The organism is Bacillus sp. 5RYD7K, from assembly GCF_059831465.1.
This window is the reverse complement of record NZ_CP191200.1, coordinates 2,712,681-2,736,588: the sequence shown is the minus strand read 5'-3', so window position 1 is coordinate 2,736,588 and position 23,908 is coordinate 2,712,681. Positions and strand designations below refer to the sequence as shown.

Sequence of the window (23,908 nt, the reverse complement as noted above, 5' to 3'; positions counted from 1 at the left end):
GCCTGTTATACAAGATTCATGCAGAAGTCGACATCATTTCCGTTTCATTTACACCTTAAATCATCACTAATGCCACACATTTTACATAAATAGAGATCATTTCACAAAAGACTTTGGAATCATTTTCATAACATGGCTTTTTTCCGCGACATTCCACCTTTCTTGTCTGTTTTTCATACAATTCTCTTTGCGGCAGGAAAAATCCTCCCCGAAAAACAAGCAAAAAAAAGCCCGCTTCCTTTAAAGGAAGCAGGTAATGAGCGATTACAGCACCCGGGTCACGGCAGTTTTCACGTCTTCTAATATCAATTCCGCTGCACGCTGTGCTCCGCCGGCCGCTTTCAAGGATTCTCCGATCTCATCAGCTTTTTTCTGATATTCAGGATTTTCACTCAATTCTTTTATTGCTTTAGTAAGCAATTCCACTGTTACATTTTCTTTTTTAAACATCTTGCCTGCTCCCGTGTTTTCCACTTGGCTTCCGACGGCGAACTGATCTGCGCCCATCGGAATGACGATCATCGGGGTTTTGTAATAAAGCCCTTCGCTCGTACTGTTCATTCCGCCGTGCGTGATAAATAAGTCCGCTCTCTTTAAAATCTCAAGCTGCGGAACATAAGGCTTTACAATGACATTCTCCGGAATTTCATCCAGTTCAGCCGGATCAAGATGTTTGCCGATTGACATGACGGCTTTCCCGTTAAAGCTTCTGGCTGCTTTTAAGCATTTATTAAACAATTCCTTCTGGTTGTTAAAAATCGTTCCCATTGAAATAAACAGGACGTTTTCCCCTTCGAGCTGTTCAAACGGGAAATCATGGGACGCCGCCCTGTCGGTTATGGACGGACCGACAAAGAGATAGGAATCTCCGAACTCTTCTTCTTTCGGCTGAAACGCTCTTGAAGTAAACACGATGGTTTTTCTGCCGTCATTTGAGAAAATATCATACGGCGTTTTAATGTCTGCACTGAATTCTTCATTGAGCTGGCTGACCGCTTCAGTATAAGCCGGATAATGGGATGATTCCTCTGATACAAGGTTTGTATTTGAGAAGACTTCTTTAATAAATGCTTCATTCATCGCAAATGTCGTACAAAGTGAATATGCCGGCAGTTTCAGCATGTTTCTCACAAGCCTGCCTGCCAGAAAATGATGATCGTACATGATGTAGTCGTAGGATTCATCTTTTACATCCTCAAGAATGCGGAGTGCGGCTTTTTTAGAGGTCTCAATCATTAACAGTAAAAACTCTGTAGCGTCCCGATGTTCATCACCCGTTGCGTTTTTTCCGAATTCATCTTTTCGGAAATCTTCGTATTCACGGAATTCCGCTCCGCTTGACGCGATTTTATTCTCATATTCCTTCACGCCGTAATATACGACATGTTCGCCCTTCGCCTTTAATTCCTTTACAACGCCTAAAGACGGATTGATATGGCCTTCTCCCGGAAAGCCGATCATCAATACATTTGCCATCTTCCCACTCCCTGTTCTTTTAAATTTTATGTATATTTAAACAATAACATCGATACAGAAAAAGGTAAAGATGTTCACCTTATTAATATTAAATGGGTACAATATTCCCATTTTCTTATTATTTCGTATGAAGCGCCCGCGGCGAAACAAGCGGATACAGCCCGCCGTCTTTAGCAAAGGACATTTTCCCCGTTTCTTCTGAAACAACGAGCACGAGCGCATCAGTCACGGCCGAAAGACCCATCGCGGCTCTGTGGCGCGTCCCGTATTTGACGCCGACATTTTTTGTTGTGAGCGGAAGCACATTGGCCGCCGATACAACCCGGTTTTCTCTGACCAATACGGCTCCGTCGTGAAGCGGATTGCCGGGGTAAAAAATACTCTCAATTAAAGCTGAACTGATTTCAGCATGAAGACTTGTCCCTTTTTGTATCATTCCGTCCAGCGGATCTGCCCGTTCAATCACAATCAGCGCTCCGTGCTTCTCTTCTGCCAGATGCTGCACGGCTCTCGCCAGCTCTGTATAAGAAGGCGTAAAATGTTCGATATATGTCTGCAGGTAAAATGACGAAGCGACAGCCTGCATTTCCTGAAACGTATGTCCAAGTTCATCTAGTTCGCAAAGCAGGCATTGATCTTTTTCATCCAATGTCCGCAGTATCATTGCGGCATCCTCCGTAATTTGTTTCAGATACTTTTGGACGGCAGCGGTAAACGCACTTTCCGTCATTTGAGTGTGGCGCATGTCACATCAGCTCCTTTTCCTTATTTTCTGCATCGCGCGCATGGATATGCGCCGCAATGCGCACGATAATCAAGAAAGGAGGCGGGGTTTGTATGGAACTCACAAGGCTGTTGCAGTATATCTGCACCTTTTTAGGTGTCATTTCACTTTCATTCATTTACGCAAAAATGTTTAAAAAGCCGAAGCCGGATAAAAAAGAGTAGGCCGGGTTTCATTGCTTTTTATACATAAAATGTTATAATTTCTCTCGTTAAAATAAAGAAACGGGGAACCTAACTTGAGAGAAACGAACACGATCGGCCAAAAGGTCAGACAGCTGTTACATATCTTCATTCCGATTTTGATTACACAGGCCGGTCTTTCTTTGATTACCTTTTTGGACACGGTGATGTCAGGGAAAGTGAGCGCCGCGGATTTAGCCGGCGTTGCAATCGGTTCAAGCCTATGGACACCGGTTTATACGGGACTGGCAGGAATTTTGATGGCCGTTACGCCCGTTGTGTCGCAGCTGTTCGGAGCAGGCAGACAAAAGGAAGCGCCGTTTTCCGTCATTCAGGCCGTTTACGTAGCGGCCATTCTCAGTGCGGCGGTCATCCTTATCGGTTTTTTCACTGTTGATGTGATTTTGGGACATTTGGGCCTGGAGCCTCGTGTCCGGACGATCGCCAAACATTTTTTAGGGTTTTTATCCCTTGGCATTTTTCCTTTGTTTGTGTACGCCGTTTTGCGCTCGTTTATCGATGCACTGGGCAAAACGAGAGTCACTATGCTTATTACGCTCTGCTCACTGCCCATCAATTTTGTCTTGAATTATGTGTTTATTTTCGGGAAATTCAACATGCCGGCATTGGGCGGAGTCGGTGCGGGGCTTGCTTCCGCCCTGACTTACTGGTGTATTTGCGCTATCAGCTTTTTTATCGTCTCAAGATATGAGCCGTTTGCCGGGTACTCTGTATTTCGGAAACTGTACCGGTTTTCTCCGTCTGAATGCAGAAAGCTTTTGAAAATCGGTTTGCCTATCGGTTTTGCCGTATTTTTTGAAACGAGCATTTTTGCGGCTGTCACACTGCTTATGAGCCATTTCCAGACGGTGACGATTGCAGCCCACCAAGCGGCAATGAATTTCGCTTCCCTCTTGTATATGCTGCCGCTCAGCGTATCCATGGCGCTGACCATATTAGTCGGCTTTGAAGCAGGGGCAAAGCGCTACAGGGATGCCCGGTCATACAGCTATATCGGCATTGTGATGGCCCTTTGTTTTTCTTTATGCACGGCTGCTTTCATTTTGCTGTTCAGACCGCAAATCGCCGGAATGTATACATCAGAACCGGACGTGCTTATGTTGACACAGCACTTTTTAATCTATGCTTTGTTTTTCCAGCTTTCTGATGCCGTGGCAGCTCCGATACAAGGCGCTCTGAGAGGATATAAGGATGTCAATTATACACTCGGTGCGGCTTTTGTTTCGTATTGGATCATCGGGCTTCCTCTCGGTTACGCAGTCGGCACTTATACGAGCCTCGGGGCCTACGGCTACTGGATCGGTTTAATTGCGGGACTCGCCGCAGGAGCTGTCGGATTATTCTTCAGACTGCTCAAGCTGCAAAAGCGTGATGTGAAAAAAATGATGATTTCATAGAGGAGGAACAGAAATGCCAACACATAAACTGCTGTACGATTATTTAACCGAACGGGCGGAAGAAATCAGTCAGACATGGTTTGATACCCTTCATGATACGGATCCTGATTCTGTTTATGCTTCTTCTGACCCGGCGGTAATCATGAATCTGAAAAAACAAAATCTGACGTTTAATTATCAAATCAATCGGATTTTTTCTGAGAAGAAGGAAGTTTATACAGCGGCATTGGAGAAGTGGGCGTTCGAAGCCGCACAGGATAAAGAACATTTAAAAACTCCTATCCATTACATCATTCGCGAGTTTATCAGAGTTCGTGATTTGTATGTCGGCCATGTAAAGCAGTTTACCAAACTGCATTCAGACACCGTCACAGAAGAAGATGCTGAAGATATATTCCATACGCTGATTAAATCATTTGATGTGGTCATTCATATTTTCATAGAAGAGATGTATAAAAACACACACATTCAGCTTGAAGCGCAAAAGGAGTTGATCACCGAGCTGAGTTCGCCTGTCATAGTGCTTTTTGACAATGTCGGACTGCTGCCGCTGATCGGGGATATTGACACGGCAAGAGCCAAAATGATCTTAGAAAATACGCTGCACCGATGTTCAGAGAAACGGATCACGCAGCTGTACATCGATTTATCAGGTGTGGCCATGATTGATACGATGGTTGCCCAACAGCTTTTCACTTTAATTGAATCACTCGGAATGCTCGGCGTGAAAGCGACATTATCCGGAATCCGGCCTGAAATTGCCCAAACCGCGGTGCAGCTCGGCCTGAGTTTTTCAAATTTATCAATACGGTCTTCGCTTGCGGAAGCGATCGCTTCCGATCTGACATAAAAAAAGGATAAGGCAGAAACGCCTTATCCCTTTTTTTATCAGTCTTTCCACGGATATGTCCAATACACTTCTTCTTCAAACCAGGTTTGGAGAACCGGCTCGTTATTTTTTATTTTTTCTTCCAGCTCTCTCAGCATACCTTCTGTTTGAGTGCGATGCGCTTTTAAGGCATTCATTTTAATATCGGCGACCTCTTTAATATCAAGAATGACATCAGGCTTGCCGACGGCTTCCTCCCTGTTGCGGGTGATTGCCATGCAAAGCGTGCGCGGGCGGTCCTCTTTTTTCTTTCTGTAAAGCGCTCTGATGACCGCTTCGCCGCATGCATCATGATCCGGATGGACGCCGTGTCCCGGATAGAATGTGACAATCAGACTCGGTTTTACATCGTCGATAATCTCTTCCATCATATCCGCAAGCCACTCGTCATCTTCAAATTCAAGTGTTTTATCACGAAGCCCGAGCATTCTCAGGTCAGTGATATCCATTGCTTTACATGCGTCAATCAGCTCTTGCTTTCTTAACAGCGGCAGTGTTTCACGGTTTGCGAAAAAGGGATCCCCCATGTTTCTGCCCATTTCTCCAAGCGTTGCGCATGCATACGTAACGGGAATATCTTTTTGTCTGTGTAAAGCAATCAGCCCTGCCACTCCGTATGATTCATCATCAGGGTGAGGCAGGATGACGAGTACGTGTTCTTTCATGATTTTCACCCTTTTCTTTAAACTGTAAACGGCTTTTCGCTGATTTGAAGCGAAATCGCCAATTTTCCGCCCGGCAGATGCCCTGCCATTAACAGACGGTCTTCGTCATCTACTGTATATTCAGTCAGGCCTTCTGCATAAATCCAGCCCTCTTCAGTTTTCAAACCGACGCGGTACGGGCCGTTCCCTTTGATTTTCGCCTGATGGTACGTCACTTTTGCATTGCGTATATAGGCTACAACCGTCATATTTTTCTCATTCAGATGCGCTGAATAAGAACCGGTCGTTGTTTCCAAATGGATATATACAGGACGATCGGCAAATCGTTCTAAAGAAGTTTGCACATCTTCTTTTATGATCGCTTTCATAGCTGCTCCCCTCTTTCTTCTTTTAAAAATTGCAATCGCTTCGTATGTAGTTCAACCAATTCATATTTCTCAATCGGCTGCAGCCTGGAATCTACAATTCGCTGCACCGCCAGAGCAAACTTTTCCTCAGGCGTCTTTCGGAGCCTCGGATGTGTTCTTTGATCAAGCAGTTCCAGATCAATTGCCTTCTCCGCTTCTTCAAGGGTTGAAGCCGGGAGTGTGCGATTGTTCCACAGCGCCTGATAGGCTTTTGCGATGTCTTTATCAGTGCCCATTGTACAGCTCCTTTACATACTCGTAATGATTATACATAATTTAAGCTATCACTGGAAAGCGAAAGGCTTAGCGGCTTTTTAACGGCCGTTTCCATTTTATCTGTGAAAAGGTAAACAAGAGCAATGCTGCCCATATACAAATGAAGGTAAACGCTTTTTGCCCGGAAAACGGCTCATGATATACAAACACGCCGAGCATAAGGGTAATGGTGGGCGATATATATTGCAAAATGCCGACTTGATACAGCGGCAGTCGCTTTGCCCCCTCTGCAAACAGTAACAGCGGCAGGGCTGTAAATATGCCTGCGAAAAAAAGGAGCGCCCATGTTTCTGCACCCAAGGACCCGTAAGCGCTCCCGTCAGCCGCATAACCTAAGTAAATAAGAGCAGCCGGAGTAATCAGAAGCGTTTCCAATGTCAGACCGATTGTACTGGACATGCGGGTTCTTTTTTTGCATAGGCCGTACAGGCCGAAACTGAACGCAAGCAGCAACGCGATATAAGGAACTGCGCCATACTGAAACGCCGATATGATCACGGCCGCTCCGGCAATCGAAACGGCTGCTGTTTGCAGTCTGTTCAGCTTTTCTTTAAAAAATAGGATGCCCAAAAGAACGGAAACGAGCGGATTAATATAGTAACCGAGACTTGCTTCAAGCAAAAAGCCGTGGTTAACTGCCCATATGTACACAAACCAATTAATGGATATTAAAACAGAAGCGAAAAAAAGCGCCAGCAGGCCCCCTTCAGATTTTAAAAGACACAGTTCACGCCATCCGGTTTTCCACTTTTTAAGCACAGTTAAAAGCACACACATGAAAACAAACGACCATAAAATCCTGTGAGCTAAAATGTCCAATGCGGGTATATGTTCAAGCAGCTTCCAATAGACCGGAAACAGCCCCCACATGGCAAATGAACAAGCGGTATAAATGATTCCTTTTCTTGCGGTATTCCCTTGCACGGCCTTCCCCTTCCTTTCTGTAAACAGATTATATTATATCACGGGAAGGTTATGGCGGGCATATACTATGTTGTCCGTTAAGAAAGGGTGAGATGCCGTGTTTGATTGGAACAGATATTTTCCCTTCCAAAATCAGTTCTCTAAAGAAACGTTTAAAAATGCAGATCCGAAAGATGTCGAGACATATGTCAACCGAGTAATGGAAAGCGTATTCGGCGCCGGTTATGCCGGGCAGTTCCCTTTTCGCGACCCGATGTCCCAAAAGGCCGAGCCGGTCGAAGCAGAACCGCCCAAGCCGGAAATTGACCTGTTTGAAACATCCGATCATGTTTTTGCAAAAATTCCCGCTGAGCAGGATGAACTCGACCGGATCAGGATTAAGCATACGTCACACAGCCTCGTGGTAGAGAACAGCAGTCTGGCGGAAGGAAAAAAAGAAATTGTTCTTCCGAGCCTCGTCAAACGGAAAGGAACAAAAGCAGTCTATAAAGACGGGATGATTGAAGTCATGTTTTCAAAACTGGAAGACTACAATTTATCGGAAGTGGAGATTTTAAGATAAAAAAACGGCCCGCGTGATGCAGGCCGTTTTTTCTTTAATAAAATGGCGGGTAACCGCCGACTCCCGGCCCGAAACCGCCATATGGGCCTCCGTATCCGTAACCGGCGAAACCGTACGGATACCGGGGTCTCGTAAAACCTGTGGCAATCACGCCTCCGAGAAGACCGCCTAAAAAACCGCCGAATAAAGGAGCGCCGAACAGAAAAGGACTTCTCACCGGAAATCCGGCAGGTCCGAAATTCCCGCGATACAACGCATGACGAGGGTACATGTTTTTCCTCCTTTATGTCTGCCTATTCTTAAAGGTATTCATAAAGCGCGGAAATTGATTGGGCGGTAGTAAAAGTGATGGGTGTTGGTTAGTGAGTTGTAATGCGGATTTAAAGGATTAGATAAAAATCCTGTTTGCAATAGCGAATATCATAAAACATTTGATATTTGCTCCTGCTGCGGGTTTGAGTTCGGCTGCAGTGAGGACCATGATGTAAGATTAGGGTTTATGGTTTTGACAAAGATTGACCATTTCATTAAGAAAAGGCTGCCTTGGGCAGCCTTTGTTATTCATGACATGATTCGTCTTTGACAGGCCCCCCGGGCTCGCAAAAACTGTCTGCCCATTTTTGCATTTCCTGAAAAACGGCTTGTAGGGCCATGCCTTTATCAGTCAGCTTATAAATGACTTTGACAGGCGTTTCAGGCAGCACCTGGCGCTCGACGATTTCATTTTGTTCCAGCTCTTTGAGCCGCTCCGCGAGCATTTTTTGGCTGATCGTCGGTATGGTTTCGGTCATATCTTTAAAACGTTTCGGCCCGTCCATCAGTACATGGATAATGAGGCCGTTCCAGCGCTTTCCCAAAAGAGAAAAAGCGGATTCCATTTTAGGACACATTGTATATCCCACGTGAGTTCATCCCTTCATCTATGAATTGACAAGTTTGCTGTAATCCATTAAAATTAGTTCCCGAGTTACATTTAGTAAGCTTCTAACTTTTCTATTATAATAACACGTTTATCCGAAGGAGGAAACAAGATGACATCCGTATTAGACGTTTTGAAAGAACGCGCATCCGTTAAAGAATACGATAAAGATGCGGTTATTACTAAAGAGGAATTAACAGAACTTCTGGACATTACGACGCAAGCCCCTTCCGCCTGGAACCTTCAGCATTGGCATTTCCAAGTATTCCACAGTGATGAAGCAAAAGCTGCCCTTCTTCCGGTTGCCTTTAATCAAAAACAGATTATTGAATCTTCAGCTGTCATTGCCGTATTAGGCGACTTAAAAGCAAACGAAAATGGTGAAGACGTTTATGCTGAACTGACTGAGCAAGGCAATATTACAGAAGAGATCAAACAGACGCTGTTAAGCCAGATTAACGGTGCATACCAAAATGAACAGTTTGCCCGTGATTCAGCATTTTTAAACGCTTCTTTAGCGGCGATGCAGCTGATGATTGCTGCAAAAGCTAAAGGCTATGACACTTGCGCGATCGGCGGATTTAATAAAGAGCAATTCGTGAAGGAATTCGACGTGAGCGAACGTTTCGTTCCCGTCATGCTGATTTCAATCGGTAAAGCCGTTAAGCCTGCGCACAAAAGCAACCGGATCCCTGTATCACAAGTGTCAACTTGGCTGTAAGATGAAAGAAACCCTTAGTCCGCTTAAGCAGACTAAGGGTTTTTTTATAGGAATCGCTCACTGTACCAGGTTCGTGCCTGCTCGGCTTCCTGCTGTGTGAGCTGATGGCCGCCCTCCTGCCAAACAAGAGAAACAGATGCATCAGCAGCAGTCAGACACTGATAAAGCTCCTCCGATTCTTCTTTTGTACAAAGCGGGTCCCGCTTCCCTGCACCGATAAAAACAGGCAGCCCTGCCATATCAGGGAGCTTCACTCCGCGAATCGGCACCATCGGATGATGAAGAACCGCCCCTTTCAGTACGTCTTTATAATGAAACAAAAGACTTGCCGCAATGTTGGCGCCGTTTGAATAGCCGGCAGCAATCACGTTTTCTCTGCTGAATCCGTACATTTGCGCCGCTTCATCAATAAAATTCTTTAATTCTTCCGTCCGTTCAATTAAATCTTTCTCGTCAAATACGCCTTCTTTTAGCCGCTTAAAAAAACGGGGCATGCCGTTTTCAAGCACTGATCCTCTGACCCCGAGCAAACTTGCTTTCGGATCGATAAAACGTCCGAGCGACAGAAGATCGTGTTCATTCCCCCCCGTTCCGTGCAAAAGCAGCAGAACATTTTCTGACGTTCCCTGTTCAAATACATGTTTCATCATCATTCTCCTTTCTCCATTTTGGGAAGAATAGCGGTAATTTGACCGCGGTGCTCTTCCAGCCATTCCGGAAGTTTCAGCTCTGTACCGAGATTTTCAAAGGATTCATCCGTCATAAATCCCGGTTCATCGGTTGCCATTTCAAATAAAATGCCGCCGCTTTCTCTGAAATAGATTGATGTAAAGTAAGATCTGTCAAGAATGTCAGATGAAGCAAGATGAGAATCAGCAAGAATATTCTTCCATTCCGCCTGCTCATTCTTAGTAGTGCGGAATGCGACATGATGAACTGTCCCGTAACCGCCGACACCTGCTTCTTTCGGTGCAAGGTCAACATCAATGATATGTCCGATCCGTGCCTCCGATTGCAGTCTGACAATCTGATTTTCTTCCCCTGTCTTTGAATAGCCGAAGCGTTCCATTAGAAATTGAATGGTTGCTTCAGGACGGTACGAGTACAAAAGAACACCTCTCATGCCTGTAATCGCTTCTTTTTCAGTAATGCCCGAAGGAGTCCATTCACTCTGTCCGCTTCTTTCATCTTCCATTATGGCAAGCGGCAGGTCTTCTGTATCATCAAAGAGAAGCACTTGTTCAGAAAGCATAGTCTGCTCTTTTACAGGTATACCGTTTTCTTCAAGCCGTCGCTGCCAAAACGCGAGTGCCCCTTTCGGCACAGAGAAATAAATTCTTCCGGCCTGCCCTTTTCCCACGGTTCCCGGTCGGCTGCCCTGAAAAGGGAAAAATGTTATAATCGTGCCGGGTTCTCCGTTTTGGTTGCCGAAATAAAAATGATATGTGGCCGGGTCATCAAAATTAACGGTTTTTTTAACGAGCCGCAAGCCCAATACTTCAGTATAAAACCGCAGATTTTCAGCAGGATCTTTCGCAAATGCGGTAACATGGTGCAATCCTTGAGTAATCATTGTATTCACTCCTAAATATCTTGATTTCGAGATATTAACTATTCTAATTTACTATGAATGAAGTTGCAACTAAAGTGTTTCGGTTAAAAAAGTAATAGAATTCTTTTTTTTCTGAAAAATATCTTGTGATCTTATCTGACAACTGCTATGATAAGGAGCATTATCAGGTTTCAGGAGGAAAGTAAATGGTCAGAAAAGCACTAATTTTCGTTCTTATTTTAATCCCTTTCAGCCAGCTGGCCCTTTTGTCAGTCGCTAATCGGGTTCATCCAATCATCATCGGGCTGCCGTTTTTTCATTTCTGGCTGCTTTTATGGATCGCAGTCACTCCATTATGTTCGTTTCTTATTTATAGACTGCAGAAGAAACAAGGAGGACTGGACTGATGCCCGCAAATATAACAGCATTGATCATTACAGCCGTCATCGTTTTAACCGTTGTCTGCATCGGCTTTATAGCCGGGAGAGACAAATCATCACGCACTTCTGTTGAAGAATGGTCTGTCGGGGGCAGACGGTTCGGCGGGCTGCTCGTCTGGTTTTTAGTCGGCGCGGACCTCTATACGGCTTATACGTTTTTAGGCTTGACAAGCACCGCCTACACAGGGGGAAGCGTAGCTTTTTTTGCAATTCCGTATTCTGTTTTGGCGTATTTTATTGCTTATTTCTTTCTGCCGAAGCTGTGGAAAGTGGCAAAAATCCATAAATTAACGACGCTTGCCGATTATGCTCGTGAGCGTTTTGACAGTAAGCTTTTGGCCAGTCTTGTCGCCATTGTCGGCGTTCTTATGCTCATTCCTTATATCTGTCTCCAGCTGAGCGGCATTCAGGATACGCTTCAGGTGGCCGGAACGGGTGTCATTAATGTTAATATGGTCGTTATCATCTCCTTTATTCTTGTAGCGCTGTATACCTTTTTCAGCGGAATTAAAGGGCCGACGTTTACGGCAATTATTAAAGACATTCTGGTATGGGTGATTATGCTGTTTATGGTCGTGTCGCTCCCGCTGATCCATTTTCACGGGTGGACACCGATGATTCACACCTTGGCGGAAAAAGCGCCGCAAATGCTGACGATCCCAGACTCGGGGCCGAAAGGAATTCCTTGGTTTATCACCGCTTCCATCGTATCTGCCTTGGCGCTCTTTATGTGGGCGCATGCGGCAACTGGTGTATTCACGGCAAAAAGCGCGGATGCCGTCCGCAAAAACAGCATGTTTCTTCCGCTTTATAATATTGTTTTGATTCTTGTTATTTTTCTCGGCTTTATCGCATTTCTTGTCCTGCCGGAAGATACTAACCCGCGGCTCGCTTTATTGAAGCTGATTCAAACGTCATACGGCGGGGTCGCCCAAGGCTTTGCTTATTCCACGATCGCTCTTGCGTCTTTGATTCCCTGCTCTATTATGGCGATCGGAGCATCAAACTTATTTGCGAATAACTTATATCGGGATTTGATTCACCCGAATGTGTCACCAAACAAGCTGACGATGATCACCCGTTCAATGGTATTTGTCGTCATCGGGCTCGCGCTTTTATTCGGTATGCTGTTCCCGACTGCGCTCGTTACGCTTCAGCTTCTCGGCGTTTCCGGCATGGTACAGATCTTTCCGGCGATCGCCGTCAGTCTGTTTTGGAAGAATCAAACGAAAGAAGCGACAATTATCGGCCTTCTCGTCGGTCTTATCGTGACATTCACGGTAAATATCACCCAATCCGCCCACGGTATATATGAAGGCTTTTGGGGTTTGACCGCTAACATGGCAGCCGTTATTATCCTTAACCCGTTTTTTGTAAAAAAAGCAGCCTCAAACGCCGTCAAAGACGGTTTATTCAAAAAAACGCCCTCTGATAAACTGAATCAAAAAGGCGCTTAACCAAAAGCCGGCACATCGATGTGCCGGCTTTTTTACTTTTTGTGCTGCCATTTGTAGGTGGCGACGGTTTTTGCCGGGATGACGGCTTCGAACTGCCGGTTCCCTGAAACAATGCGGAATTTTTGGTCGGCGGATGTCTGGTTGATGACGATTGTTACAATAGATTGATCAGGATTAAGGAACGAGACATTCGTGACAGTGTTTTTGGAGCCGTAATTACTTTCTATCCGTTTGGCTCCGCGCTCGACAAATTTTGAAAAATTGCCCGTCATATGATAGATCGGGATATTCCAATAGCGGTCGGGGTTTTTAGCATCCTGAATAAACAGCGTCGGGTCCGGGGTGCCTATCCAATGGTGCGTCTTGATTTGACTGTCGAGCATCGTCACCCACGCATTGTAGCTGGACGCGCCATTGCGGAAATACTGCGCGATCCGGTCCGCCCCTGCCGTCCCCCAGACGGACCGCTCTGTTAAGTGAATTGATTTATCGGGGTATCTTCTTCCGATTTCCGACATAACGGAAAGGTCTCCGTCATAATCATGGAAAGCAATGCCGTCTGCCGCCTGATTTCCTTTTTTATCATCTAAAATCGGCGGAATATAGTTCCACGCCCCGCTTGCATTATGATCGTAAATCCAAATTTTCGTGTCAATTACGTGTTTTTTCAATTCCTTTTTTACGGCTATCGCCAGTTTGCGCTGCTGAGACGGCGGCATGTACATGCTCGGATAGTCGATTTCCAGCAAAGGTTCATTTTGAAGGGTCATCGCATAAATCGGGATTCCCTGCTTTTCGTATGCTTCAATAAATTTGCGGAAATAAACGGCCAGCTCACCGATATATTGATCTTTCAGCTTTCCCCTTTTGAGGTTTTCATTCGTTTTCATCCATGCCGGCGGGCTCCACGGTGAGGCAATGATTTTCAGCTTCGGATTGATCGCCAGCGCTTCCTTGATGGTTGATGTAATGTGTAAATCAATATCCTTTTGAATCGAGAAATTTTTGAGTTGTGGATCTTTTTGGCCCTCAGGCATATCGTCATATGTGTAAAATTCCTGTGCCGTAAAATCTGATGTCCCTATCGTTATGCGCATGACGTCCATGCCGATGCCTTCATTGGGATCAACCAGTTTTTTCAACACTTCTTTTCTTTTTCCGGGAGACATTTTCGATAAATTATGGATGGTCGATTCTTCCAAAGATGATCCTATGCCTAACACACTTTGATAACGGTGCGATGGATCAATATACACGGCAGCGGAGTCAGAAGGCTTCTTTTTTGTCAATGTCAGGGGTGTTTGTTCGTCTAAGGCGTATTCCACTTCTAGCGGCCCGTCATACCACGTACGGGAAGCCGGATCTTTTTCCGAGCTGTACCAAACCCTGACTTTATTTTTGTCCGGAGCCTTCCGATCAGCCGCATGTGCTTCGGTTTCCAAGCTGCTTGAAAATAGAAAGGAAAGCAAAAGAAAAGCAACCGTAATGGACAGACCTTTTTTAAAAAACATGATCATCATTCCCTTCTTGGTTTATGAATACGCTTTCAAAAATACTGATAAAAAGACGGCTTCACACAGTTGTGAAGCCTTCTCTTTTAACATACACCTTTAGGATACATATGAGCCGTTTGTTTCAATCACTTTTTTATACCATTCAAATGAGTCTTTCTTGAATCGCTTCATTGACCCATTGCCTTCATTATCCCGATCAACATAAATCATACCGTAGCGTTTTTTCATTTCACCGGTTGTAAATGATACGATATCGATAATTCCCCATGGTGTATACCCCATTACATCCACACCATCATATGTGACCGCTTTTTCCAAAGCTTTTATATGTGACGCTAAATATTCAATTCTCGCTGTGTCATGGATTGAACCGTCCTCTTCTAACGTGTCAATAGCGCCGAATCCGTTTTCCACGATAAATAACGGAATCTGATAGCGGTCGTATAAGCGGTTTAATGTGTACCGTAAACCGGTCGGATCAATCGCCCATCCCCAATCACTCGCTTTAATATAGGGATTTTCCACACCGTTTGGCAATCCTCCGTTTACGACATCCCCGGTATTATCGTTTATCACGTCACTTTTTACGGTAGTGGACATGTAATAACTGAATCCGAGATAATCCACCCTGCCGTTTTTCAAAATCTCTTCATCACCGTCTTCAAAGCGGATCCGGTAGCCCTCTCTTTCAAACTCTTTTAACGCATAGCTCGGATAATATCCGCGAATCTGCACATCCGGGAAGAAAAAGCGCTGCCTCATCGTTTCCTCAGCCAGCATCACATCTTCCGGATTGGATGAGTAAGGATAAATCGGGACATGTGATACCATCGCTCCGATCTTGAAATCGGGGTTGATTTCCTTTCCCTTTGAAACAGCCAATGCGCTTGCCAGCAGTTCGTGGTGGCCGGCCTGGTACATGACTTCTTTTGCGTTTTCGTTTTCTTTGACGGCGACACCTGAGTTCGTCCATAAAAAGATCGGATTATTCACATCCATCTTGTTGTTGATTTCGTTAAACGTCATCCAATACTTCACTTTATGTTTATAGCGTTCAAAACACACTTCAGCGAACTTTACAAAAAAGCCGATTGTTTTTCTGCTTCTGAAACCCCCGTATTCCCTCGCCAAATGCAGCGGCATCTCAAAATGAGACAACGTAATCACCGGTTCAATCCCATACTTCAGCAATTCATCAAACACCCGGTCGTAAAAAGCCAATCCTTCCTCGTTAGGCTCCGTTTCATCACCTTTAGGAAAAATTCTGCTCCAGCCGATAGAGGTTCTTAAACATTTCAGTCCCAGCTCGCTGAATAATGCGATGTCCTCTTTATAACGATGATAAAAATCGATGGCTTCATGATTCGGGTAAAATTCCCGCTCATCAATTGTATCTGTTATTTTCCGGGGCACACCATGCGCGCCCGCCGTCATAACGTCCACTACACTCGGCCCTTTGCCGCCTTTGTTCCAGCCCCCTTCAAATTGATGGGCGGCTAGAGCGCCTCCCCATAAAAAGTCTTTTGGCAATGTTCCCATCGTTCATGTCCTCCTTTTTTGACCGCCGCTTGTCAAACCGAATGAATCCGCTTTGCAAGATTGGAAGAATGCTTTGCATTTACATGAAAAGTCAGTTTTCTTATTATACATAAACATTATAATTGTACCGGTACAATTTATCAATGCATAAACAATCATATTCATTTCACAAAATGGCTTTTCAAAACGTTTATGCTATAATTCTGAAAGAAGCGGGACAATAAATGAATGAGGAATGTATATGTTAAAATACCAGCAAATCGCGATGGATATTGAAAAATACATAGAAGAGCATCAGCTTCAGCAAGGGGATAAACTGCCTGTGCTGCAAACCTTAATGACCCAGTTTAACGTGAGCAAAAGCACGATCACAAAGTCCTTGGATCTATTAGAAAAAAAGGGAATTGTGTTTCAAGTCAGAGGAAGCGGCATTTTTGTCAGGCGGAATAAAAGAAAAGGGTATATCAGCCTGCTTTCTAATCAGGGATTTAAAGAATCGCTTGAAGATTTTAATGTCACCTCCAAATTATTGGCGCTGGAAGTGAGAAAGCCCACACCTGAGGCTGCGCAAAATCTGAATATGCCGTCTGACGGCGAGGTGTATTATGTCAAACGTATCCGGTATATTGACGGGAAGACATTATGTATCGAGGAGTCATTTTACAACAAATCGATTATTCCGTATTTGAATAAAGAGATCGTATCAGAATCAATATTTGATTATATTAGGGAAGGTCTCGGATTGAAGCGCGGGTTTTCGGATCTATACTTGTATGCGGGGATGTTAAATGATGAAGAAGCGGAGTACTTAGGACTGTTTACAGGAGCGCCTAAACTTTGCGTTGAAACGATTTTTCATTTAACTAACGGCCAGCCGTTCGACTTTTCAAAAGTCACCTATCACTATGAACAATCACAGTTTTTCATCCAGGCGAACAGCTACCTTTTTGAACAGGAAACGACGTAAGCAGGATTGCAAACAGAAAACACCCAATGCGTGACAGACGCACTGGGTGTTTTTTTTACTTCTTCATGTTCTGATTTAATGTTTCTACGGCTTTTTTCATTTGTGTATCGTTGTCTGCAAGCTGTTTTTGCAGATCTGTCATCAATTTTGCCGTTGTGTCTCCTGTTAAAATGCCTGTTTCTTTCAGTTTCTCTTTTGCCTGAAATTGTTTGACGGCTTGTTCAAATGCTTTGTCATATGTGCCGTTTACATTCACGCTGTATCCCAGCGCTTTCAGCATTTTTTGCGCATTGGTGACGTCCGTTCCGGAATCGCCGTATTTGTACGTTTTTTTCGCATCTAAAAACGGCAGGTTCGCATAATCAGGCAGCTTAACCTGATATTGCGGTTTAATGCCTTTTTTATGAATCCACTCTCCGTCCGCTGTCAGCCATTTTGCGATTGTCAGTTTAACGGTTGAACCGTCGCTGTAATCTTTTGCCGTCTGAACGGTCCCTTTTCCGAACGTTTTCTCTCCGATCAGCGGAATCCCCGATGATTCATGCAGCGCAGCTGACATGATTTCCGCGGCGCTTGCGGTGCCGTCATTGACGAGGACGACTGTCGGTTTTGTCACTTTGCGCTCTTTCGTTGCTTTCATGACCTCTTTCGTGCCGTCTTTGTATTCGACCTGCATAATATTTTTCCCTTTATCGATAAACATGTTGCTCATTTTGATGGCTTCATCCATCAGGCCGCCCGGGTTGCCTCTTAAATCCAGAATGTATCCTTTTGCTCCTTGTTTTTCGAGTTTGTCAATGGCTGAATTCAGCTCTTTTGCCGTCGATTCGGAGAAAGATGTGATTTGGATTTCGCCGATGTCTCCTTTTTTCATTTCAGAGTACACCGTTTCAACCGGAATGGTGTCACGTTTGATCGACAGGTTCAGATCGCCGACACCCGCTCTGTGCAGCACAAGCTTGACGCTTGTCCCCTTTTTGCCGCGGATTAACGCGACGGCTTCGTTTACATTCAAGCCTTTGACGCTTTTGCCGTCAACCTTCAAGATCTGATCATTCGGTTTAATCCCCGCTTTTTCCGCAGGAGACCCTTTGATCGGTGATACGATCAGAATGCTGCCGTCCTTTTCTTCCACTTGTGCGCCGATACCTTCAAACGAAGCGGAAATTGTTTCTTCAAACGACTTTCCTTCCTGAGGGTCCATATAAGAAGAATACGGATCATCCAGGGAACTGATCATGCCTTTTATCGCTCCGTCTACTAATTTGCTGTCATCTGTTTTTTGATAGTAATCACTTTTAATCTGCTCGTATGCTTTATTAAATTTCTCAAATTTGCTGTTCGTCAAAGCAGCCGAGCCTTGTCCGAAAATGGTCGTATTGCCCGTGATAAACAGTGTAAGCGCCGAGGCTGCGACCGCAGTGATCAATATGATAAAAAACAGTTTAAATTGCCGCTTCAAGAAAACACCACCTTTTTATTCTTACATTATTATCATAGACGAACGCTCATTCGTCAACTTCAAACGTGAGGCGCCCTTCTTTCCCGTTTACCCAAACCTATGCTTTTCTCCCAACATATGCTGAGGAAGAAAGGAGGATTCGGACTTTGAGCAAATATTTAGAAATGCTGTCCTTATTCGGAGTCGGAGGGGCTCACCCCGGCGGACTCGCTTTTTCTAAAGCCGTTCTCGCAAAAGCGGCTCCTCCTCCTGGCGAACCGATCCTTGACGCCGGCTGCGGAACTGGACAGACGGCCGCTTATCTCAGCCACCTGCTGTATCCCGTCACCTGTGTTGATAAGGATCCCCTTATGCTTGAAAAGGCAGCAAAGCGATTTGCCGCTGAAGGCTTAACCATTCAAAGCTATTTGGCTGAGCTTGAGCGGCTTCCGTTTACTGAAAATCAGTTTTCTGCCGTTCTCTCTGAATCAGTTCTCACCTTTTCAAAGCTTGATTCATCGCTGTCTGAAATACTGCGGGTCCTTAAACCCGGGGGCATGCTGATCGGCATTGAGGCAGCTTTGAAAAAACCCCTGCCGGAAAACGCTGTCACGCAGTTAAAAGACTTCTACGGTTTTACTGTATTGCAGGATGAAGCGGCATGGAAGCAGAGATTGCTTCAGCAAGGCTTTCAAAAAGCGGATTTCATTCCCGCTTTCTATGAAAACAATGCGCAGGAACCGACTACAGAAATGGATTTATCGCCCGTTATCCAGCCTGCTCACTACGATACGCTGACGGCTCATTACGATCTTATGCAGAAGTACGGAGAATATATGGGACACTGCGCTTTTATCGCTTACAAGTAAAACGGCGATTGTCCTCCTGTTTTCGTCCAACCTTTTTTGCGCACTCTATCATAAGCTGACATAGAAAGATAGGTTGGATAGGAGGAGAAAAGATGCAAAACTATTATCATCTTTGCCGGCAGCACCATGGAAAAGTAGCAAGAATTACAGAACGAAACGGCAGAGTCCACGTCGGTAGAATCGTACGGGTGACAAACACTAAAGTGTATATCGCCCCTGTCGGCGGCCGTCACAGAGGGTACGGATTCGGTTATTGGGGTGGAGGCTGGGGAGGCTGGGGAGCAGCCTACGGTATCGGCCTTGGTTTAATTACCGGATTTGCGCTTGGAGGTTTGCTCTTCTGGTAATAAAGAAAGCCCGCTAAATCTTTTTTAAAAGCGGGCTTTTTCTTATTATACTTTCTTTACTTCATTAAAATATTCTTCAAGTGTTAACTGATGGTCATGGATGGCTTTTGCCGCTTTTTTGCCTACATAACGCAAATGCCATGGCTCATACTCATACTTTGTTACATTTTCTTTGCCTTTAGGATAGCGGATGATAAAGCCGTATTCATACGCATGGTCCTTCACCCATTTGCCGTCAGCCGTGTTTCCGAACGCTTCATTCAGCTCATATCCGTTGCTTTTGCTGGAAATATCCATGGCAAGCCCCGTCTGGTGTTCGCTTTGCCCGGGGTATGCGACGGCTTCTTTCGCTTTCTTTTCACCTTTCAGACTGACTTCATTATCGAAAATAACTTTTTGTCTGTCATAAGAGCGATATCCTGAAACGGCAACCAGGTCATAGCCTTCTTTTTTCCCCGCGTTGAACAATTCCGCCAAAGCATCGGCGGCAGGTTTGCGGATATATCGTTTCTCAATTTTCTCAGTGAAAGAAAATTCAACTTTCGGGATGACGAGATCCTTCGGTTTATAATCTCCCGGCAGCGTGTATGTCTTATTCACGAGCGCAAGTGTATTTGTCGGGTTTTGAATGGTTTCAAGCCCGTTCACTTCTTTAATGTCATTAAAATATTTGCTCTCCAATACAAAATCGCTGTCTTCTGTCTTCGTTGTTTTTTTGTTTGATGTGTCATCTGATTGTTTTGTTTGAGCCGTTGTTTTTGTGTCCTTATGGCTGTCGCCGCCTGAAATGCTGCAGCCTGTTCCCACGATTGCGGTTACGCTGAGTGCAGCAGCAAGCGAGAACCATTTAGTGGATTTCTTCATTTTACACTTACCTTTCTTTTTTTGAATCAGAGCGGTGCATAAAGAAGAGGGCTGCTTTTATCAGCATGACCCTCATCTCAAGTTTACGATACAGTATGCAGCGCCAGTTTTATCATATCATGAAAAGTCGTTTGACGCTCTTCTGCCGTTGTCTCTTCTCCGGTTAACACGTGATCGCTTACAGTCAGGATAGACAGCGCTTTTTTGCCGTATTTTGCGGCAAGCGTATATAAAGCAGTCGTTTCCATTTCTACGCCGAGGACGCCGTATCTCGCAAGCTTTTCGATTTGCGAGTCTTCATTGTAAAACTGATCGGCGGTGAATACGCTTCCGACGGCTACAGGAAGGTTATTTTTTTGCGCTTCCTGGTACGCTTTATGAAGAAGGTCGAAATCTGCGCAAGGCGCATAATCTACACTTCCGAAAGCGACACGGTTCATCTGTGAATCGGTTGAAGACGTCATAGCCAAAATTACGTCCCGCACCTTCACGTCATTACGGATGGCTCCGCATGAACCGACTCTGATCAGGTTTTGAACATCATAGCTTTGAATCAGTTCATTCACATATATAGAGATAGACGGAACACCCATGCCGGTGCCTTGCACTGATATTTTTTTACCGTTATATGTACCCGTAAATCCGTACATTCCTCTGACTTCATTATAGCATTCCACATTTTCAAGGTAAGTTTCCGCAATAAATTTCGCTCTCAGCGGATCTCCCGGCAAAAGCACTGTATCCGCAATCTGACCTTTTTCTGCGTTTATATGTACACTCATTTCCATTTCCTCCTGCCTATTCAAACTCCCACCCATTGTACACTGAATAACGGTAAGAGACAATCATCAGCATTGATCAGAGCGATCTTGGGCAGAATATGCGGGATGACAGCCTAAGAAAAAGGAGTGAGCATAAATGGGCAAAAAACAGCGCAACCGGGTGACCGGTCAGAAAAAGAACAATCATGTACCCGTTTCAGACGTGATTGCGGCTGATGAAGCGCATGGAAAAGAGCATTCCGCCGCTAAACGAAAGCCTTAAAACAAAACGGAAGCCGGCTGAACATTCAGCCGGCCCCGTCTTACCTCGGCTGGACGAGCAAACGGTTGATTTTGCTCCATCCCGCAGGGTTAAGCCTGTAATAGGTCTTTCCTTTTCTTCCTTCGTCTATAAGTATGACATCTCCGGTCGCTATGAATCTGGCTTGATAGTCGTTTGGAACCGTATCAGGCACATTAAATACAGAAAATGCCCTTTCCAGTGCGTCTTGATGATTGTCAGCGGCCAGCTCTGTCCGATAGACGACCCTGTATCCCTTTTTCTCGCCGTAGCGGGGTGTTTGAAAAATCGTCACATCATAGGCACAAGTCTTTTTTTTAAACACGGGCAGCGATAACAGCATCAAGATCCCTCCCTCTTATTTCTTAATAGTATTAGCGTTTTTTCTCATTTTTCCTGTCTCTATTTTTGTCGAAACGGGTGATACTTTTCGTCAAAGAGCGCAAATAGAGAGACGAGGCAAAGTCCGAGACTGAATCCGGCAAGAACATCCGTCGGAAAATGCGCGCCTAAATAAATTCTGCTGAGCCCGATCAGGATGACGAGAACTCCGGTAAAGACGGAGACGGCCCGCTTTCTTTTCGTGAAGAAAGGAACGTGCTTGATTAAAAAGTAGGCGATGACGGGATATATCACTGCCGAATTCATGGAGTGGCCGCTCGGAAAGCTGTATGAGGTTTCATGGACGAGCGGCTCAAAAGCGGGTCTGGCTCTTTCGATCAATCCTTTTACTTTTATGTTTATTATTCGTTCAATGAGGAAGAGAAGCGGCAAAAACACAACATCAGGCGTTTTTTTGTACATATACAGGGCTGCTCCCGTCAATAGAAGAAGCGGTAAAAGCACCGCGGTCGTGCCGAGCTCTGTTATCCATAACATCAATTCATTCAGCCAGGCAGCCCTGATCCTGACCGCCGCTTCTATCACCCTCTCGTCAAAAAACCGGACAGCATCGATCCGGATGGCTGCTGCGAGCAGAATAAACAATGCGAAAAGACCTGCTGGCTTGTACAACGTTTTCCCCCCATTTTTCATTCTCCCGAGCCGATTGAAAAAACCGAAGCTTTTTTCACTTCGGTTCCGCAGTTTCAGTCTTCATCAAGCTCTTCGTCTATCATACATTTTTCTAATAAATAATCAAAGGTGATGTCGGCTATTTCAAAGATCTCCTCTTCACTCGGTATGTACCCGCGCATAGCAAGCTGACTGTAAAAAAAATCGGCTATCTCTTCTGTGTCAATCACAAGATCTATTTCTTTCATGCAAACACCGCCTCCTTTTTTATGTTTTATGAAAAAACCCTTCAAATTATACCCGAAAGTTCTAATCGCTTTGTCCGCTCATATACTTTTAAAAAAACAAGCCCCCGGAGGGAGAAAAGATGATGACGAAAATGATGGCTTTTTTGGACGGAGATGGATTTGATATCGTATTGGAAAAAGTGCTGAAAGGAATGTCGTTTGTCATCTTTGCCGGCTGTCTGCCCTGGTTTTTATATGTCACCGTCCGTTTTTTTGCCGGCTAGCTGAAATGCTCCCGCAGGCTTTCCAGCACAAAATTCATCATATCTTTATATTCTTCGTCACCGAACATATCATAAAGAATCTTATAATCGTTATAAATATCAAGGAGCTCATCTACAATCGATACCGCCAGCACATGCAGGGTATCAAGATCATCAGCATCGCCTTCAAACTGAAGAAGAGCGGACGCGGCGGTATCCTCGCCGATCTCATGAGATGCTTCCCCAACATAGTGGACAAACAGCAGCTGATGCACAAACTGATCCATTTCATATTTTCTCAGAACCAGCGTGAGATCCTCTTCCTCCGTTTCAAGCCACTCTCCGTCTTTCAGCCGAGTCAGCTCATAAATAATATCCTCCCAGCCATCCTCTAAATATCTCCATATTTCAGTTCTGTGGCCGATAATACGGAATAATTCTTTTCCGTAGTCCTTTACATATACGACGTCGCCGATCAGAAACTCATATTCAATATCCAATTTTTCCATATCGACGATTACGCCCTCATAATCTTTATAAAGCTGGATGGACGATTCAAAATAAAGCACTTCATTATGGTTGACTTCGTAAAGATAATGTTTATCAATTTGATGAACCTTCGTAATGGTGCCGACGGTTCCGTACATCACGACGACCACGATATCTCCCACTTGAAATTTCGGTTTATTTGGCTTCATGCTGTCTCCCCCTTGCCGCGGACTGTCATACGCTATCGTATGCCGGCCGTCATTATTTCGCATGGGCATGAAAACTACAGGAAATATCCATTTCTGCACCTGTTCAACATGTCAAAAAAACCGCACAATGTCATGTGCGGTTTTTCGTCAGGCGTGATGCACCTCGGTCTCATATTTTTCCCAAGCCTCATCAAATGTCGACATCGTTTCTAAATAATCGGCGCTCAGTTCTAAATACGAACTGAGCTCATGATAATCGCTTGACGTTTTCGGAAAGCCATGGTCTTCGTATGCCTGATTCGCAAATCGGCTGATTGCGTCCTGCGGCTTAGGATGCCTGTATTTCATTAAATAGTGGTAAAAGGATTTCATGGGTTTCCCCTCCTGATGACTGTCTTTTGTTGTACTATTATACATTTCAAAAGTGAAAT

Annotated in this window: 31 protein-coding genes and 1 pseudogene; 12 read left to right on the top strand and 20 right to left on the bottom strand. The window is 44.8% G+C overall.

All coding sequences use genetic code 11. The features are described 5' to 3' along the window. Positions 1-264: 264 nt before the first annotated feature. Both ACQE26_RS13940 and cdaS read right to left on the bottom strand, forming a co-directional pair. Positions 265-1,476, bottom strand: coding sequence for a macrolide family glycosyltransferase (locus tag ACQE26_RS13940; RefSeq protein WP_500469800.1), 1,212 nt, complete (start codon positions 1,474-1,476; stop codon positions 265-267). A 118-nt stretch (positions 1,477-1,594) separates the two neighbouring features. Next, positions 1,595-2,221, bottom strand: coding sequence for a sporulation-specific diadenylate cyclase CdaS (gene cdaS, locus ACQE26_RS13935; protein ID WP_500469798.1), 627 nt, complete (start codon positions 2,219-2,221; stop codon positions 1,595-1,597). Positions 2,222-2,498: 277 nt separating this feature from the next. On the opposite strand from cdaS, the gene ACQE26_RS13930 reads away from it, so the two are divergent. After that, complete coding sequence (locus ACQE26_RS13930) at positions 2,499-3,860, top strand: MATE family efflux transporter (RefSeq protein ID WP_500469796.1); 1,362 nt, start codon at positions 2,499-2,501, stop codon at positions 3,858-3,860. 13 nt (positions 3,861-3,873) lie between these two features. Next, positions 3,874-4,710 carry an STAS domain-containing protein gene (locus ACQE26_RS13925; protein WP_438420060.1) on the top strand — a complete coding sequence of 279 codons (837 nt, stop codon included), beginning with the start codon at positions 3,874-3,876 and terminating at the stop codon, positions 4,708-4,710. Positions 4,711-4,748: 38 nt separating this feature from the next. Here ACQE26_RS13925 and bshB2 read toward each other — a convergent pair whose 3' ends face one another. The 4 genes from bshB2 to rarD form a co-directional block, all read right to left on the bottom strand. Beyond that, positions 4,749-5,414 carry a bacillithiol biosynthesis deacetylase BshB2 gene (gene bshB2, locus ACQE26_RS13920; protein WP_015417637.1) on the bottom strand — a complete coding sequence of 222 codons (666 nt, stop codon included), beginning with the start codon at positions 5,412-5,414 and terminating at the stop codon, positions 4,749-4,751. 17 nt (positions 5,415-5,431) lie between these two features. Continuing rightward, a complete protein-coding gene (locus ACQE26_RS13915) occupies positions 5,432-5,782 on the bottom strand; it encodes a YojF family protein (RefSeq protein WP_016936618.1) in 351 nt (116 codons plus the stop codon). Beyond that, on the bottom strand, positions 5,779-6,057 hold the full coding sequence (yoyC, locus tag ACQE26_RS13910) for a protein YoyC (RefSeq protein WP_060962547.1): 279 nt from the start codon (positions 6,055-6,057) through the stop codon (positions 5,779-5,781). The genes ACQE26_RS13915 and yoyC overlap by 4 nt, the downstream gene beginning before the upstream one ends. Before the next feature lie 67 nt (positions 6,058-6,124). After that, positions 6,125-7,021: an EamA family transporter RarD gene (rarD, locus tag ACQE26_RS13905; protein WP_500469793.1), complete on the bottom strand. Its 897-nt coding sequence runs from the start codon at positions 7,019-7,021 to the stop codon at positions 6,125-6,127. Positions 7,022-7,118: 97 nt separating this feature from the next. Between rarD and ACQE26_RS13900 the strand changes: the two genes are divergently transcribed. Then, on the top strand, positions 7,119-7,583 hold the full coding sequence (locus ACQE26_RS13900) for a hypothetical protein (RefSeq protein ID WP_016936621.1): 465 nt from the start codon (positions 7,119-7,121) through the stop codon (positions 7,581-7,583). A 34-nt stretch (positions 7,584-7,617) separates the two neighbouring features. Here ACQE26_RS13900 and ACQE26_RS13895 read toward each other — a convergent pair whose 3' ends face one another. Next, a complete protein-coding gene (locus tag ACQE26_RS13895) occupies positions 7,618-7,854 on the bottom strand; it encodes a hypothetical protein (RefSeq protein WP_049628635.1) in 237 nt (78 codons plus the stop codon). A gap of 102 nt (positions 7,855-7,956) precedes the next feature. Here ACQE26_RS13895 and ACQE26_RS13890 point away from each other — a divergent pair. Then, positions 7,957-8,115, top strand: a pseudogene (locus tag ACQE26_RS13890) (hypothetical protein); the annotation flags it as partial. Positions 8,116-8,140: 25 nt separating this feature from the next. Here the strand turns inward: ACQE26_RS13890 and yodB are convergent. After that, complete coding sequence (yodB, locus tag ACQE26_RS13885; RefSeq protein ID WP_060962546.1) at positions 8,141-8,485, bottom strand: transcriptional regulator YodB; 345 nt, start codon at positions 8,483-8,485, stop codon at positions 8,141-8,143. Positions 8,486-8,614: 129 nt separating this feature from the next. Between yodB and ACQE26_RS13880 the strand changes: the two genes are divergently transcribed. After that, complete coding sequence (locus tag ACQE26_RS13880; RefSeq protein WP_060962545.1) at positions 8,615-9,223, top strand: nitroreductase family protein; 609 nt, start codon at positions 8,615-8,617, stop codon at positions 9,221-9,223. Between the two features lie 44 nt (positions 9,224-9,267). Here the strand turns inward: ACQE26_RS13880 and ACQE26_RS13875 are convergent, their stop codons facing one another. Beyond that, positions 9,268-9,870 carry an alpha/beta hydrolase gene (locus tag ACQE26_RS13875; protein ID WP_438420062.1) on the bottom strand — a complete coding sequence of 201 codons (603 nt, stop codon included), beginning with the start codon at positions 9,868-9,870 and terminating at the stop codon, positions 9,268-9,270. A 2-nt stretch (positions 9,871-9,872) separates the two neighbouring features. Next, the gene (locus ACQE26_RS13870) at positions 9,873-10,796 is read right to left on the bottom strand and encodes a ring-cleaving dioxygenase (protein ID WP_500469789.1); all 924 of its coding nucleotides are present in this window, start codon (positions 10,794-10,796) and stop codon (positions 9,873-9,875) included. 185 nt (positions 10,797-10,981) lie between these two features. Between ACQE26_RS13870 and ACQE26_RS13865 the strand changes: the two genes are divergently transcribed. Continuing rightward, complete coding sequence (locus ACQE26_RS13865) at positions 10,982-11,182, top strand: DUF3311 domain-containing protein (RefSeq protein WP_003153716.1); 201 nt, start codon at positions 10,982-10,984, stop codon at positions 11,180-11,182. Next, positions 11,182-12,672, top strand: coding sequence for a sodium:solute symporter family protein (locus ACQE26_RS13860; protein WP_045926158.1), 1,491 nt, complete (start codon positions 11,182-11,184; stop codon positions 12,670-12,672). The genes ACQE26_RS13865 and ACQE26_RS13860 overlap by 1 nt, the downstream gene beginning before the upstream one ends. A gap of 32 nt (positions 12,673-12,704) precedes the next feature. On the opposite strand, the gene ACQE26_RS13855 is transcribed toward ACQE26_RS13860, so the two are convergent. Both ACQE26_RS13855 and bglA read right to left on the bottom strand, forming a co-directional pair. Then, positions 12,705-14,183 (bottom strand): glycoside hydrolase family 30 protein, encoded by a 1,479-nt coding sequence (locus ACQE26_RS13855; protein ID WP_500469786.1) that lies wholly within the window; start codon positions 14,181-14,183, stop codon positions 12,705-12,707. A 99-nt stretch (positions 14,184-14,282) separates the two neighbouring features. Beyond that, a complete protein-coding gene (gene bglA, locus ACQE26_RS13850; protein WP_500469784.1) occupies positions 14,283-15,725 on the bottom strand; it encodes a 6-phospho-beta-glucosidase BglA in 1,443 nt (480 codons plus the stop codon). Between the two features lie 241 nt (positions 15,726-15,966). Here bglA and ACQE26_RS13845 point away from each other — a divergent pair, with 241 nt between their 5' ends. Further along, positions 15,967-16,692: a GntR family transcriptional regulator gene (locus ACQE26_RS13845; RefSeq protein ID WP_500469782.1), complete on the top strand. Its 726-nt coding sequence runs from the start codon at positions 15,967-15,969 to the stop codon at positions 16,690-16,692. Between the two features lie 55 nt (positions 16,693-16,747). Here the strand turns inward: ACQE26_RS13845 and ctpA are convergent, their stop codons facing one another. Continuing rightward, positions 16,748-18,154, bottom strand: a complete 1,407-nt coding sequence (ctpA, locus tag ACQE26_RS13840; protein WP_016936632.1) for a carboxy-terminal processing protease CtpA — start codon at positions 18,152-18,154, stop codon at positions 16,748-16,750. A gap of 146 nt (positions 18,155-18,300) precedes the next feature. Here ctpA and ACQE26_RS13835 point away from each other — a divergent pair, with 146 nt between their 5' ends. Beyond that, entirely contained in the window at positions 18,301-19,002 is a 702-nt protein-coding gene (locus ACQE26_RS13835) for a class I SAM-dependent methyltransferase (RefSeq protein ID WP_500469780.1), read from the top strand. 92 nt (positions 19,003-19,094) lie between these two features. Beyond that, on the top strand, positions 19,095-19,349 hold the full coding sequence (locus ACQE26_RS13830; protein ID WP_060962537.1) for a hypothetical protein: 255 nt from the start codon (positions 19,095-19,097) through the stop codon (positions 19,347-19,349). A gap of 45 nt (positions 19,350-19,394) precedes the next feature. Here the strand turns inward: ACQE26_RS13830 and ACQE26_RS13825 are convergent, their stop codons facing one another. Together ACQE26_RS13825 and deoD are read right to left on the bottom strand one after the other, a co-directional pair. Beyond that, positions 19,395-20,213: a M15 family metallopeptidase gene (locus tag ACQE26_RS13825; RefSeq protein WP_438420070.1), complete on the bottom strand. Its 819-nt coding sequence runs from the start codon at positions 20,211-20,213 to the stop codon at positions 19,395-19,397. A gap of 83 nt (positions 20,214-20,296) precedes the next feature. Next, entirely contained in the window at positions 20,297-20,995 is a 699-nt protein-coding gene (gene deoD, locus ACQE26_RS13820; RefSeq protein WP_047474591.1) for a purine-nucleoside phosphorylase, read from the bottom strand. 136 nt (positions 20,996-21,131) lie between these two features. Between deoD and yoyE the strand changes: the two genes are divergently transcribed. Further along, complete coding sequence (yoyE, locus tag ACQE26_RS13815; protein ID WP_003153701.1) at positions 21,132-21,257, top strand: protein YoyE; 126 nt, start codon at positions 21,132-21,134, stop codon at positions 21,255-21,257. Between the two features lie 40 nt (positions 21,258-21,297). Here the strand turns inward: yoyE and yodL are convergent, their stop codons facing one another. The 3 genes from yodL to ACQE26_RS13800 all read right to left on the bottom strand — a co-directional run bounded on the left by yodL (position 21,298) and on the right by ACQE26_RS13800 (position 22,537). Then, positions 21,298-21,618 carry a shape determination protein YodL gene (yodL, locus tag ACQE26_RS13810; RefSeq protein ID WP_003153700.1) on the bottom strand — a complete coding sequence of 107 codons (321 nt, stop codon included), beginning with the start codon at positions 21,616-21,618 and terminating at the stop codon, positions 21,298-21,300. Between the two features lie 59 nt (positions 21,619-21,677). Further along, positions 21,678-22,289, bottom strand: a complete 612-nt coding sequence (locus ACQE26_RS13805) for a phosphatase PAP2 family protein (RefSeq protein WP_500469776.1) — start codon at positions 22,287-22,289, stop codon at positions 21,678-21,680. A 74-nt stretch (positions 22,290-22,363) separates the two neighbouring features. Beyond that, a complete protein-coding gene (locus ACQE26_RS13800; protein WP_013352563.1) occupies positions 22,364-22,537 on the bottom strand; it encodes a YozD family protein in 174 nt (57 codons plus the stop codon). 119 nt (positions 22,538-22,656) lie between these two features. Between ACQE26_RS13800 and ACQE26_RS13795 the strand changes: the two genes are divergently transcribed. Next, positions 22,657-22,800, top strand: coding sequence for a hypothetical protein (locus ACQE26_RS13795; RefSeq protein WP_014418137.1), 144 nt, complete (start codon positions 22,657-22,659; stop codon positions 22,798-22,800). On the opposite strand, the gene yodN is transcribed toward ACQE26_RS13795, so the two are convergent. Both yodN and ACQE26_RS13785 read right to left on the bottom strand, forming a co-directional pair. After that, positions 22,797-23,477, bottom strand: coding sequence for a germination protein YodN (gene yodN, locus ACQE26_RS13790; protein ID WP_016936639.1), 681 nt, complete (start codon positions 23,475-23,477; stop codon positions 22,797-22,799). The two genes, ACQE26_RS13795 and yodN, sit on opposite strands and share 4 nt — an antisense overlap. Positions 23,478-23,624: 147 nt before the next feature. Continuing rightward, on the bottom strand, positions 23,625-23,849 hold the full coding sequence (locus tag ACQE26_RS13785; RefSeq protein WP_016936640.1) for a YozE family protein: 225 nt from the start codon (positions 23,847-23,849) through the stop codon (positions 23,625-23,627). Between the last annotated feature and the right edge of the window lie 59 nt (positions 23,850-23,908).